10 protein-coding genes are annotated in these 12,972 nt (G+C 72.4%); 5 read left to right on the forward strand and 5 right to left on the reverse strand.

Features of this window, described 5'->3' with window-relative positions; genetic code table 11:
- The 3 genes from AB0950_RS34700 to glgB all read left to right on the forward strand — a co-directional run.
- Positions 1 to 540 (forward strand): alpha-glucosidase C-terminal domain-containing protein (locus AB0950_RS34700; protein WP_360155263.1); only part of this gene is annotated, 540 nt, incomplete at its 5' end.
- Positions 541 to 628: 88 nt separating this feature from the next.
- Positions 629 to 2,002 carry a maltokinase gene (locus AB0950_RS34705; protein WP_366780210.1) on the forward strand — a complete coding sequence of 458 codons (1,374 nt, stop codon included), beginning with the start codon at positions 629 to 631 and terminating at the stop codon, positions 2,000 to 2,002.
- 219 nt (positions 2,003 to 2,221) lie between these two features.
- A complete protein-coding gene (gene glgB, locus AB0950_RS34710) occupies positions 2,222 to 4,396 on the forward strand; it encodes a 1,4-alpha-glucan branching enzyme (protein WP_360576515.1) in 2,175 nt (724 codons plus the stop codon).
- A 165-nt stretch (positions 4,397 to 4,561) separates the two neighbouring features.
- Here the strand turns inward: glgB and AB0950_RS34715 are convergent, their stop codons facing one another.
- The 5 genes from AB0950_RS34715 to AB0950_RS34735 form a co-directional block, all read right to left on the reverse strand.
- On the reverse strand, positions 4,562 to 6,793 hold the full coding sequence (locus AB0950_RS34715; protein WP_360576513.1) for a UvrD-helicase domain-containing protein: 2,232 nt from the start codon (positions 6,791 to 6,793) through the stop codon (positions 4,562 to 4,564).
- Between the two features lie 183 nt (positions 6,794 to 6,976).
- Positions 6,977 to 7,309: a thioredoxin gene (gene trxA, locus AB0950_RS34720; protein WP_360155251.1), complete on the reverse strand. Its 333-nt coding sequence runs from the start codon at positions 7,307 to 7,309 to the stop codon at positions 6,977 to 6,979.
- Positions 7,306 to 7,734: a MerR family transcriptional regulator gene (locus AB0950_RS34725; protein ID WP_360155248.1), complete on the reverse strand. Its 429-nt coding sequence runs from the start codon at positions 7,732 to 7,734 to the stop codon at positions 7,306 to 7,308. Before AB0950_RS34725 ends, trxA begins: the two co-directional genes overlap by 4 nt.
- Positions 7,735 to 8,036: 302 nt before the next feature.
- On the reverse strand, positions 8,037 to 8,804 hold the full coding sequence (locus tag AB0950_RS34730; RefSeq protein WP_360574832.1) for a DUF2127 domain-containing protein: 768 nt from the start codon (positions 8,802 to 8,804) through the stop codon (positions 8,037 to 8,039).
- Between the two features lie 196 nt (positions 8,805 to 9,000).
- Positions 9,001 to 10,380, reverse strand: a complete 1,380-nt coding sequence (locus tag AB0950_RS34735) for a cation:dicarboxylase symporter family transporter (protein WP_366780211.1) — start codon at positions 10,378 to 10,380, stop codon at positions 9,001 to 9,003.
- A 154-nt stretch (positions 10,381 to 10,534) separates the two neighbouring features.
- On the opposite strand from AB0950_RS34735, the gene AB0950_RS34740 reads away from it, so the two are divergent.
- Complete coding sequence (locus tag AB0950_RS34740; protein WP_366780212.1) at positions 10,535 to 12,163, forward strand: sensor histidine kinase; 1,629 nt, start codon at positions 10,535 to 10,537, stop codon at positions 12,161 to 12,163.
- Positions 12,160 to 12,852, forward strand: coding sequence for a response regulator (locus AB0950_RS34745; RefSeq protein WP_360155236.1), 693 nt, complete (start codon positions 12,160 to 12,162; stop codon positions 12,850 to 12,852). The genes AB0950_RS34740 and AB0950_RS34745 overlap by 4 nt, the downstream gene beginning before the upstream one ends.
- The last annotated feature ends 120 nt before the right edge of the window (positions 12,853 to 12,972 follow it).

The raw sequence follows: 12,972 nt of genomic DNA on the forward strand, positions 1-12,972 counted from the left end.
GGCTCGCCGATCCTCTACTACGGCGACGAGATCGGCATGGGCGACAACATCTGGCTCGGCGACCGCGACGCCGTACGCACCCCCATGCAGTGGACGCCCGACCGGAACGCGGGTTTCTCGTCCTGTGACCCGGGACGCCTGTTCCTGCCCACGATCATGGACCCGGTCTACGGCTACCAGGTCACCAACGTCGAGGCGTCGATGTCCTCGCCCTCGTCGCTGCTGCACTGGACCCGCCGCATGATCGAGATCCGCAAGCAGAACCCCGCCTTCGGACTGGGGTCCTACACCGAGCTGCAGTCCACCAACCCGGCGGTGCTCGCCTTCCTGCGCGAGTACGAGGACGACCTGGTGCTGTGCGTCCACAACTTCTCCCGGTTCGCGCAGCCCACGGAGCTGGACCTGAGCCGGTTCAACGGGCGGCACCCGGTCGAGCTGTTCGGCGGGGTCCGCTTCCCGGCGGTCGGCGAGCTGCCGTACCTGCTCACCCTCGCGGGGCACGGCTTCTACTGGTTCCGGCTGCGGCAGGAAGCCGCCTAGAACCCCCTGTGGTGGGGCGGTTTCCCCCGCCCCACCCGGGGCACGCAACAGTGATACCCCTCGCGCTCCGGAAAAGGACGTGACGCCCATGGCGGAAACGGTCACCTCGTCCGGCACCACCACCCCGCTCCTCGCCTCTCTGGACCCCCTGCTGCGCGAGTGGCTGCCCAGGCAGCGCTGGTTCGCCGGCAAGGGCCGCCCGGTCACCGGGTTCACCCCCGTCGCCGTCACCGAACTGCTGCCGCCCGACGGCCGGCTCGGCCTGTACCACCTGCTGCTGCGCGTCCACCAGCCGTCCGTGCTGGGCGCCGAGACGCACCCGGGCGACTGCTACCAGCTCCTCATAGGCGTGCGCGAGGCGCTGCCGCCCCGGCTGGCGCCCGCGCTGATCGGACACGTCGAGGACGGGCCGCTCGCCGGACGCACGGTGTACGAGGCCCTGTACGACCCCCGGCCCGCCGAAGTGCTCCTGGAGGCCCTGCGCACCCAGGCCCGCGTCGGCGGGCTGAGTTTCGAGCGGGATCCGCGCCAGGAGATACGCGAGGGTCTGGTGGCGCGGCTGATGACCGCCGAGCAGTCCAACTCCTCGGTGGTCTACGGAGATACGTTCATCCTGAAGTTGCTGCGCCGGGTGGAGCCCGGCGTCAATCCCGACCTGGAGCTGCCGCTGGCGCTGGCCCGCGAGGGCTGCCCCCGGGTGCCCGCGCCGACGGCCTGGCTGCACGCCGAGATCGACGCCGCGTCGTACGTCCTGGCGGTGCTCCAGCCCTTCGTCAGCGGGGCGAGCGACGGCTGGGAGCTGGCGCTGCGCGAGCTGGCCAAGGGCGAGGACTTCGCGGCCGAGGCGCGGGCGCTGGGCCGGGCCACCGCCGAGGTGCACACCGCGCTCGCCCGGGCGCTGCCGACGGTCACCCTCGGCCATGTGCAGCTGGAGGCGCTGGTCGACGGGATGACCGAGCGGCTCGAGGCGGCCGTCCAGGCGGTGCCCGTGCTGCGGCCGTACGAGGCCGGGCTGCGCTCCGCCTACCGGGCGCTGGGCGCGCTCGCCGCCGAGGGCCACACCTGGACCGCCCAGCGCATCCACGGCGATCTGCACCTGGGCCAGTGCCTGCGGTCGCCGTCCGGCGAGTGGTCGCTGATCGACTTCGAGGGCGAGCCGGCCCGGCCGCCCGCCGAACGGCGGATGCCGCAGCCGCCGGTGCGGGACATCGCGGGGATGCTCCGCTCCTTCGACTACGCCGCCCACTCCGTGACCCCGCCCGCACCGGACTGGGCGCACGCGTGCCGGGCCGCCTACTGCTCCGGGTACGCGGAGGTGGCCGGCCGCGATCCGCGTACCGACGCGGTGCTGCTGCGGGCCTTCGAGACCGACAAGGCGGTCTACGAGGTCGTCTACGAGGCCCGGCACCGGCCCGACTGGCTCCCCGTACCGCTCTCGGCGATCCGTCGCCTCGCCGCGTGACGGCCGGCTCGCCGCGCGAAGACCCCATCGCCGTGTGAAGACGCCGTGTGAAGACCAGGAGGCTCGTCCGTGACACGCAACAAGTCAGCCACGCCGAAGCACACGTCCGGCACGGGCAGGGCCGAGCAGAAGGCCGCTCCCGAGGCCGCACCCGCCCAGGTCCCCACGGCGCGTGCGCCCGGGCCGGCCCCGGCGGCGCAGGCCGTCGTCCCCGCCCCCCTGGACGCCGCCGACCGCGACCGCCTGCTGCACGGGACCCACCACGCTCCGCACGCGGTGCTGGGCGCGCACCCGGTGCCGGGCGGGGTCGCCTTCCGCGCCCTGCGCCCCTACGCCGAGGCCGTCACCGTGGTCGCCGGCGAGCTGCGGGCCGAGCTGCACGACGACGGCGACGGCTTCTTCTCCGGGCTGGTGGCGCTCACCGAGGTCCCCGGGTACCGGCTGCTCGTCGCGTACGACGGCACGGTCCACGAGACGGAGGACCCCTACCGGTTCCTGCCGACCCTCGGCGAGCTGGACCTGCACCTGATCGGCGAGGGCCGGCACGAGCAGCTGTGGCAGGCGCTCGGCGCGCACGTCACCACCCATGAGGGCGTGTCCGGCACCCGGTTCGCGGTGTGGGCGCCGGACGCGCGGGGCGTGCGGATCGCGGGGACCTTCAACTTCTGGGACGGGACCGGCTTCCCGATGCGCTCGCTGGGCTCCACCGGGGTGTGGGAGCTGTTCGTGCCGGGGATCGGCGCGGGCGAGGCGTACAAGTTCGAGATCACCCGCCCGGACGGCTCGCGCACCCTGCGCGCCGATCCGCTGGCCCGCCGTACCGAGGTGCCGCCCGCGACCGCGTCGATCGTGGACGTCTCGGAGCACGAGTGGGCGGACGCGGAGTGGATGGCGCACCGCGCGGACACCCCGGTGCACGAGGCGCCCTTCTCCGTCTACGAGCTGCACCTGCCCTCCTGGCGGCCCGGCCTGACCTACCGCGAGCTGGCCGAGCAACTCCCGCAGTATGTGAGCGACCTGGGCTTCACACATGTGGAGCTGATGCCGGTCGCGGAGCATCCCTTCGGCGGCTCCTGGGGCTACCAGGTCACCGGCTTCTACGCGCCGACCGCCCGGCTCGGCACCCCGGACGACTTCAAGTACCTGGTGGACCGGCTGCACCAGGCCGGCATCGGGGTGCTGATGGACTGGGTGCCGGCGCACTTCCCGCGCGACGACTGGGCGCTGGCCGAGTTCGACGGGCGTCCGCTGTACGAGCACCACGATCCGCTGCGGGCCGCGCACCCGGACTGGGGCACCCTGGAGTTCGACTTCGGGCGCCGGGAGGTGCGCAACTTCCTGGTGGCGAACGCCGTGTACTGGTGCGAGGAGTTCCACATCGACGGGCTGCGCGTGGACGCGGTGGCCTCCATGCTGTACCTGGACTACTCGCGCGAGCCGGGCCAGTGGACGCCGAACGAGCACGGCGGCCGGGAGAACCTGGACGCGGTGGCGTTCCTGCAGGAGATGAACGCCACGGTGTACCGGCGCTGCCCGGGCGTGGTGACCATCGCCGAGGAGTCCACGGCGTGGGACGGCGTCACCCGCCCCACCCACCACAAGGGGCCCAGCGGCTTCGGCGGGCTCGGCTTCGGGCTGAAGTGGAACATGGGCTGGATGCACGACTCGCTGCAGTACATGAGCCACGAGCCGGTCCACCGCAGGTACCACCACCACGAGATGACGTTCTCGATGGTGTACGCCTACAGCGAGAACTACCTCCTGCCGATCTCCCACGACGAGGTCGTGCACGGCAAGCGGTCCCTGGTGTCCAAGATGCCGGGCGACTGGTGGCAGCAGCGCGCCAACCACCGCGGATACCTGGGCTTCATGTGGGCCCACCCGGGCAAGCAACTGCTGTTCATGGGGCAGGAGTTCGCGCAGGGCGCGGAGTGGTCCGAGGCGTACGGGCCCGACTGGTGGCTGCTCGACCCGTCCTACGGCGCCGAGGCCGATCACCGGGGCGTGCTGAACCTCGTGCGGGACCTGAACGCGCGGTACCGGGCGACCCCGGCGCTGTGGCAGCGGGACACCGACCCGGCGGGCTTCCAGTGGATCACCGGGGACGCGGCGGACGACAACGTCTTCGCCTTCCTGCGGCTGGACGCCACCGGCTCCCCGCTGCTGGCGGTGTCGCACTTCTCGCCGGTGATCCGGCACGACTACCGGCTCGGCGTCCCCGACGACGTCCCGGCCTGGCACGAGTGCCTGAACACGGACGCCGCGCGGTACGGCGGCAGCGACGCCACCAACCCCGACGTCATCAAGCCGGAACCCCAGGGATGGCACGGCCGCCCGGCGAGCATCCGGCTGACCCTGCCCCCGCTGGCCACGGTGTGGCTGCGGCCGGCGTAGCGCTCGTATTCCGGGCGGAGGGCTCCGGCTGGAAGCCGTTCTTCGAGAGCGCGGCCGGCGGGTGCGCGCAGGTGCGGCGCAGGGAGCCCGCCTTCCCGGCCGGGCTGTGCGAGGAGCCGGCCCCGCTGCCCTCCTCGCTGCAGCCCGGCCATCCGCCGCCGTCCGCTACGCCCCGGTGACCGCGCCGGCCAGCGACTCGGGCAGCCGCCGTGTGTACAGCACCCCGAGCCGCTGGGTGGCCCGGGTCAGGGCGACGTACAGGTCGCTCGTGCCGTAGTCGCCGGGCTCCACCACCAGGACGGAGTCGAATTCGAGGCCCTTGGCCTGGCGGGGGTCGAGCAGGACGACCGTGCGGGTCAGGTCGGGCTCGGCGCCGGCCGTGACGCCGTCCAGCCGGGACGCCAGCGAGCGGTGCAGCCCGCGCGGGGCGATGACGGCGACCCGGCCCTCGGCCGGGGTGAGTTCGGCGACCGCCTTGGCGACGGCCTCGGGCAGGCCGCCGTCGGCCCGCCGTACCCAGGGCCGTACCCCCGTGGAGCGGACCGAGCTGGGCGGCTCGAAGTCCGGGTGCTCGGCGCGGACCACGGCGGCGGCCAGCTCCATGATCTCGGCCGGGGTGCGGTAGTTCACGCCGAGCCGGGTGTGCTCCCAGCGGTCCTCGACATAGGGCGCGAGGATGCCCGCCCAGGAACCGACACCGGCCGCCTCGGCGGTCTGCGCGGGGTCGCCGACCAGGGTCATCGACCGGGTCGGGCAGCGCCGCATCAGCAGCCGCCAGGCCATCGGCGACAGCTCCTGCGCCTCGTCCACGATGATGTGCCCGAACGCCCACGTGCGGTCGGCCGCGGCCCGCTCGGCGGCGCTGCGGTGGTCCGCCTCCTCGTGCCGCTCGGCGAACCGTTCGGCGTCGATGATGTCGTGCGCCGACAGCACCTCCGACTCCTCGTCGCCCTTGTCCTCGAACTCGTAGGTCCGGGACGCGTACGACACGTCCAGCACGCCCTGCGCGTAGGCGATCTGGGTCTCGCGCTCGCGTTCCGCGCGGGCCCGCGTCAGCCGGTCGTCCTCGCCGAGGAGTTCGGCGGCCTCGTCCAGCAGCGGCACGTCGGCGACGCTCCAGGCGCGGGTCACCGGGCGCCGGATCGCGTCGGCGTCCTCCTGGGGGAGGTAGCCGTCGGGCTCCGCGAGGAAGTCGGCGACCAGGCGCTGCGGGGTGATCCGGGGCCACAGCCGGTCGATGGCGGACCAGACCTCGGGGTTCTCGGCGAGTTCGTCGCGGATCTGGGTGATGTCGGCGGCGTCGAGCAGGCTGGAGCCGTCGTACGGGTCGGTGCCCACGCGCTCGGCGTACAGCTCGGTGAGGGTGTTGAGGATGTGGCCCTCGAAGTGCTCGCGGGCCGCGTTGTGCGGCAGCTTCGCGGCGCGGGTGCGCTCGCGGGCGACGCTCACCAGGCCGTCGTCCAGCATCAGCACCTCGCGGTCGTGCTCGATCGCGATCACCGGGTCGGGCAGGGCCTGCCGGTCGCGTACGACGGCGGCGAGCACGTCCGCCATGCCGGCGCGGCCCTTCACCGCCGCGGCCTCGGGAGTGTCGGCGGCCGTCGCCTTCACGCCGGGGAACAGCTCGCCGACCGTGGCCAGCAGCACGCCGGTCTCGCCGAGCGAGGGCAGCACCTCGCCGATGTAGCCGAGGAACGCCGGGTTGGGGCCGACGATCAGCACGGCCCGGCGGGCCAGCAGCTCCCGGTGCTCGTAGAGCAGGTACGCGGCCCGGTGCAGGGCGACCGCCGTCTTGCCGGTGCCGGGGCCGCCCTCGACCACCAGCACCCCGCGGTGCGGCGCCCGGATGATCTGGTCCTGCTCGGCCTGGATGGTCTGCACGATGTCGCTCATGCGGCCGGTGCGCGCCGAGTTCAGCGCGGCCAGCAGCACGGCGTCGCCGTTGTGGTCCTCGTACCCGGTGCGGGTGGTGTCGCCGAGGTCGAGGATCTCGTCGTGCAGCGAGGTCACGGTCCGGCCCTCGGTGCTGATGTGCCGGCGGCGGCGCAGGCCCATCGGGGTGTGGCCGGTGGCCAGGTAGAAGGGACGGGCGACGTCGGCCCGCCAGTCGATCAGGATGGGGGTGCGCTCGGCGTCGTCCTCGCGCAGCCCGATGCGGCCGATGTGGTGGCCGGTGCCGTCGGCGAGGTCGATCCGGCCGAAGCACAGCGAGCCGTCGACGGCGTTCAGCGCGGCGAGCAGCCCCGAGCGCTCGGCGACCAGGATGTCCCGCTCGAGCCGGGCCTGCATGGGCTTGTCGCCCTGGGCGAGCGCGTCCGCGACCGAGGACTGGGCCTCGCCGCGCAGCACGTCCACGCGCGCGTACAGTCCGTCGATGAATTCCTGCTCGCGGCGCAATTCATCGTCTGGAAATTCGCTGTTCGACCACTCCGCGTTTGACAATTCCGCTCCCGCCCGGATATAGTGTGCTCAGTGCAGTTCTCCGCGGCCATCCAAATAGAAGTCGCGAACCACTGAATATACGCACAGAAATCCCCCGAGCGCAATTGCTCAGGGGATTTTTTCGTGGGCGGATCCGCTTTACAGCACGTCGGCCAGCTCCTCCAGCAGCCGCCGCTTGGGCCGGGCGCCCACCATCGACCGCACCGGCTCGCCGTCCCGGAAGACCATCAGGGTCGGCGTCGACAGCACGCCGTAGGCGACGGTCGTCTCCGGATTGCGGTCCACGTCGATCTGCACCACCTTCAGCCGGTCACCCTCCTCGAAGGCGATGTCCTTCAGCACCGGCGCCAGCTGCCGGCACGGCCCGCACCAGTCGGCCGTGAACTGCACCAGCACCGGCAGGTCCGAGCCCTTCACCTCCGTACCGAAATCCGCGTCCGTCACCTCGGTCAGTCCGCTCACCAGACTCATCGCGCAGCCCCTCCCAGCTCGCACACGGGCTCCGGACCCCCCGGAACCAGCGCCTCGGCGGCCAGCGCGTCCCGGGCCAGCTCGGCCCGCCGCAACTGCCCGGCGACCGTCTCCCGCACCGCCGACAGCTGTCCGATGAGCGCGTCCAGCTCCGCCAGCTTGCGCCGGTAGACCTGGAGCGAGGCCGGGCAGGAGTCGCCCTCCGGATGCCCGGCGCGCAGGCACTCCACGAACGGCCGGGTCTCCTCCAGCTCGAACCCGAAGTCCTGCAGCGTCCGGATCTGCTCCAGCAGCCTGAGGTCGCCCTCGTCGTACGTGCGGTAGCCCTTGTCGTCCCGCCGGGCCGGCAACAGCCCGCGCGCCTCGTAGTAGCGCAGGGTGCGGGTCGTGGTCCCGGCCCGTGCGGCCAGTTCGCCGATTCGCATGCCTACGACCGTAGGGGTTGACGCCGGGGTCAAGGCAAGCGCACCGGACCGGCGGCGGGGCGGGGCCGTCCTAGGGCCTGTCTGACAATTCGCGTCGTTGCCCGAAGGGCGGCCGCGCGGCGTCAGGTGCGTGCTCTGGCGGTCCCCCCCCGGCCGAAGGCTGGGGGGAGTGCCGGCCCCAGGCCCTCGTACTGGACGTACTCGGGTCTGGGGCCCGTGCGGCGAGTGGGGCACCTCCCACGCCCTTGAGGCAGTGGGGGAGCGTGCATGGCGTCGCGCGGCAGACGGGCATCAGGCAGGCCCTACGCGTGGACCACCCCGGCGGAGTCCTCCACCTCCAGCAGGGAGGCGCTGTGCCGCTCCTCCTCGAACTTGCGGCGGCCGCCGCGCAGGCCGAAGAGGCGTTTGGCCAGGGCGATGTAGAGGACCGCGAGGATGTTGAGGACGAGCGTGGCGATCTTCAGGTAGCTGACCTTCTCGGTCAGTTCGTAGATCTCCAGCGGGAGGAAGGCCGCGGTCGCGACGACCGTCAGATACTCCGCCCAGCGCTTGGCGTACCAGAGGCCGACCGCCTCCACCAGCTCGATCAGCGCGTAGGCGAGGAGCAGGGCGGCGACCAGCAGCAGCGTGGAGTGCTTGTAGCCGAACGCCTTCTGGATGGAGCCGACCACCGGTGAGTGGTCGAGGTCGTAGTGGAAGTGCCGGAAGACCGGGCGGAAGACGTCCAGGTTCTCGTTGAAGAGCCTGCGCACCGCGTCCTGGCTGTTGCTGAACTTCCACACCGCCACCGCGACCAGCACGATGAACACGCCGCGCACGGCCCGCTCGAGCGCCAGGAAGCGGAGGATGAACAGGTCGCGGAGGACCTTGCCGCGCGGCACGAGCGGGGCGTCCGCGGCCGGCCCGGAGCCGTGCGGCTCGCCGAGCACGAAGTCACCGCAGCGCAGACAGCGCCAGACGTCCCCGAGCGCGGTCTCGGCGTGCAGCCGGATCCGCAGCCTCGGGTCGTCGGGCGCGTAGGTCACATGTCCCTTGCGCGCGCAGGTTCGCCGGTCCCAGTCGATGCTCATCCCCCGTGCCTCCCAACAGGTGCTGACTCGTTCGTACGGACATACGGACGCCACGCACGAACGTGCCGTTCCGAATCGGTCCGGAGCGGCACGTTAGTGCATGGCGGCGCAGAGGGGTCATGGCGCCGAGCCGAGGGGTCCGGAGGCCCGGCCCTGGTTCAGGCGGGGCCGGCTCTCCGGAGTTCTGTGGGCTAGGTCAGGCCTTGGCCAGCTCCCCGTCCCTCGGTCCGGGCATCGCGGTGCCCGGGGCCTGGTGGTCGTCCAGCAGCGTCGTCTCGTCGAACGGCAGCTCGCCGGCGAGGACGCGCGCCACGCGGCCCCTGTCGATCTCCTTGGTCCAGGAGCCGATCAGCACCGTGGCGACCGCGTTGCCCGCGAAGTTCGTCAGCGCGCGGGCCTCGCTCATGAAGCGGTCGATGCCGACGATGAGGCCGACGCCGTCGACCAGGGCGGGCCGGTGCGACTGGAGCGCGCCGGCGAGGGTCGCGAGTCCGGCGCCGGAGACGCCCGCGGCGCCCTTGGACGCGACCATCATGAACAGCAGCAGGGTGATCTGCTCGCCCAGGTGCAGCGGCTGCCCCAGGGCCTCGGCGATGAACAGGGACGCCATGGTCAGGTAGATCATGGTGCCGTCGAGGTTGAAGGAGTAGCCGGTCGGCACGGTGATGCCGACGACCGGGCGGCTCACGCCCAGGTGCTCCATCTTGGCGATCAGGCGCGGCAGCGCGGTGTCCGAGGACGACGTCGACAGGATGAGCAGGAACTCGCGGCCGAGGTACCTCAGCAGCTTCAGGATGTTGACCTTGGCGACGAACCACAGCACCGGGCCGAGCACCAGGCCGACGAAGAGCACACAGGTGATGTAGAAGGCCAGCATGATCGTGCCGAGGGCCTTCAGCGCCTCGACGCCGGTCTCGCCGACGACCGCCGCGATCGCGCCGAACGCGCCGACCGGCGCCGCCCACATGATCATCGACAGGACCCGGAAGACCAGCTTCTGGATGTGTCCGATGCCGCGCAGAATCGGCTCGCCGGACGTGCCCATCGCCTGCACGGCGAAGCCGACCAGCAGCGCGACGAGGAGCGTCTGCAGCACCACGCCGCCGGTGAAGGCGGAGACGAAGGTCGTGGGAATGATGCTCAGCAGGAAGTCGACGGGCCCCTCGCTGCCGCTCGCGGCCTGGGTGTGTCCGGCCTGCTTCGCCGCGTCGGTGAGGTGCATGCCCGCGCCGGGGTGCAGGACGTTGCCGACCACCAGGCCGATGGCCAGCGCCACGAACGACATGCCGATGAAGTAGGTCAGGGCGAGGCCGCCCAGCTTGCCGACCTTCGCGGCGCTGCGGATCGAACCGACGCCGGTGACGATCGTGCAGAAGATGATGGGCGTGATCATCATCTTGATCAGGTTCACGAAGCCCGTGCCGAGCGGCTTGAGCTCCTTGGCGAAGTCCGGCGCGGCGAATCCCACCGCGATGCCGAGCGCGACGGCCACGATCACGGCGATGTACAGGTAGTGGGTGCGGTCCCGCTTCACGCGGGGTGCGGCAGGTGCCGTGTCGGGGGTGCTGGCGGCCACGACTGCCCTCCTTGACGTCTTCGTCGGTGAACAACCGGCGTGCGGCTCACGTCCGGGGGTTGCTGGGGAATGCCGTGACTATCTCCCGAGCTGTGAGGGCGGTCACCCTTCCGTTCATTTAGTTCACGCTCGCCTGCGGAGGCACACTGCACGCATGCGCTTTCCGTCCCTCCCCCGCCCGCGCAGCCTGGCCGCCCAGCTGTTCGCCGTGCAGGCCGTGCTGATCGCGCTGGTCGTGGCCGGATACGCGCTGTTCACCTACGTCAGCGACCAGCGGCAGGCGCAGGACGCGGCCGCCTCCCAGGCCACGGCGGTGGCCCGCTCGATCGCCGACTCCCCCTCGGTCCGCGCGGCCATCCGCACCTCCGACCCGTCCGCCCGGCTGCAGCCGTACGCCCTGCAGGTCATGCGGGACGCGAACGTCGACTTCGTCACGATCATGACCCCGTCGGGCATCCGCTGGACCCACCCTGATCCCCACCAGATCGGCAGGCGCTTCCTCGGCACCATCACCCCCGCGCAGGCCGGCCACACCCTCACCGAGACCTACACCGGCACCCTCGGCCCGTCCGTGCGCGCGGTGACCCCGGTGGACGACGGCGGCCGGATCGTCGGGCTGGTGAGCGCCGGCATCAAGGTGGAGACGATCAGCGAGCGGGTCCAGGACCAGGTGACGGCGCTGCTCGGGGTGGCCGGCGCGACCCTGCTGCTGGGCGCGGTCGGCACGTATGTGATCAACGCGCGGCTGCGCCGCCACACCCACGGCATGAACGCCACCGAGCTGAGCCGGATGCACGACTACCACCAGGCGGCGCTGCACGCGGTCCGCGAGGGCCTGCTGATGCTGGACGGGCAGTTCAGGGTGGCCCTCATCAACGACGGCGGCCGGGAGCTGCTGGGCGTCGGCAGCGAGGAGGAGGTGGTCGGCCGCTCGGTCGCCGGCCTGGGCCTGCCGGCCCCGCTGACCGGCGCGCTGCTGTCCTCCGAACCCCGGGTGGACGAGGTGCACCTCACGGCGTCCCGGGTGCTGGTGGTGAACACCTCCCCGGTGTCGGGCGGAGAGCGCCGCGGCACGGTGGTCACCCTCCGCGACGTGACCGAACTCCAGTCGCTGATGGGCGAGTTGGACTCGGAGCGGGGCTTCACCCAGGCGCTGCGCTCCCAGGCGCACGAGGCCGCGAACCGGCTGCACACGGTGGTGTCGCTGATCGAGCTGGGCCGGGCCGAGGAGGCGGTGGAGTTCGCCACTGCGGAACTGGAGCTGGCCCAGGCCCTCACCGACCAGGTGGTCGCGGCGGTGAGCGAACCGGTGCTGGCGGCCCTGCTGCTGGGCAAGACGGCCCAGGCCAACGAGCGGGGCGTGGAGCTGGTGGTGTCGCCGGACAGCCGGCTCGACGACGGCCTGCTCCCGGACGACCTGTCCGCGCGGGACCTCGTCACCATCCTCGGCAACCTGATCGACAACGCGGTGGACGCGGCGCAGGGCAGCGTCCGGGCGCGGGTGACGGTGACGGCGTACGCCTCGGACGGCGAGGTGGTGCTGCGGGTGTCCGACACCGGACCCGGCCTCGACCCGGCCCATGCCGGCCTGGTATTCCAGCGGGGGTTCTCCACGAAGCCGGCCGGGCCCGGCGGACGGGGGCTCGGGCTGGCCCTGGTCCGGCAGGCGGTGACCCGCCACGAGGGCGTGCTGACGGTGGCGGAGTCGGGCGAGGAAGGCGAGGGCGGAGCGGTGTTCGAGGTGCGGTTGCCGCTGCGTACGGCCGTGGGCGGGCGCAGATGACGGAGGAACGGCAGCCCATTCGCGTTCTGGTCGTCGAGGACGACCCGGTCGCCGCCGACGCCCATGTGATGTACGTCGGCCGGGTGCCGGGGTTCGTCGCGGTCGGCAAGGCGCACTCGGGTGCTCAGGCGCGCCGTGTCCTGGACCGTACGGCCGTGGACCTGCTCCTGCTGGACCTGAACCTGCCGGACGTGCACGGCCTGCAGTTCGCCCGCTCGCTGCGGGCGGCCGGCCATCACGCGGACGTGATAGCGGTGACGTCGGCGCGGGATCTCGCGGTGGTCCGGGAGGGGGTGTCCCTGGGCGTCGTGCAGTACGTGCTGAAGCCGTTCACCTTCGCCACGCTGCGAGACCGGCTGGTGCGCTACGCCGAGTTCCACGCGGCGGCGGGCGAGGCGAGCGGCCAGGACGAGGTGGACCGGGCGCTGGCCACGCTGCGCGCCCCCTCCCCCGCCGCCCTCCCCAAGGGCCTGAGCGCGCCCACGCTGGAGCGGGTGACGACCGCGCTGCGGGACGCCGGCGACGGACTGACCGCGGCCGGCGTCGCCGAGGCCGTGGGCATTTCCCGGATCACCGCCCGCCGCTATCTGGAGCACCTGGTCGACACGGCCCGCGCCGCCCGGAGCCCGCTGTACGGACAGGTGGGCCGGCCGGAGCTGGTGTACCGGTGGGTGTCGCAAGGGCGGTGAGGACCACCGGGCCCGGGCATCGCGGCGAACACCGGCGGCGCTGCGGACCGTGCGGCGGACGTGTGCCGCGTCCCAGGCGACGCCCGCGCGTCGTTGGCGGCCACCGCTCCCCGCGGCCTC

The sequence above is a fragment of the Streptomyces sp. NPDC007189 genome, assembly GCF_040703635.1.
Classification (GTDB): Bacteria; Actinomycetota; Actinomycetes; order Streptomycetales; family Streptomycetaceae; genus Streptomyces.

What these genes read in the sequence shown, in the direction of transcription:
- AB0950_RS34730 (WP_360574832.1), bottom strand. Translation starts at nt 8,804, where the DNA reads ATGAGCATCGACTGGGACCGGCGAACCTGCGCGCGCAAGGGACATGTG.
- trxA (WP_360155251.1), bottom strand. Translation starts at nt 7,309, where the DNA reads ATGAGTCTGGTGAGCGGACTGACCGAGGTGACGGACGCGGATTTCGGT.
- AB0950_RS34740 (WP_366780212.1), top strand. Translation starts at nt 10,535, where the DNA reads ATGCGCTTTCCGTCCCTCCCCCGCCCGCGCAGCCTGGCCGCCCAGCTG.
- AB0950_RS34745 (WP_360155236.1), top strand. Translation starts at nt 12,160, where the DNA reads ATGACGGAGGAACGGCAGCCCATTCGCGTTCTGGTCGTCGAGGACGAC.
- AB0950_RS34705 (WP_366780210.1), top strand. Translation starts at nt 629, where the DNA reads ATGGCGGAAACGGTCACCTCGTCCGGCACCACCACCCCGCTCCTCGCC.
- AB0950_RS34725 (WP_360155248.1), bottom strand. Translation starts at nt 7,734, where the DNA reads ATGCGAATCGGCGAACTGGCCGCACGGGCCGGGACCACGACCCGCACC.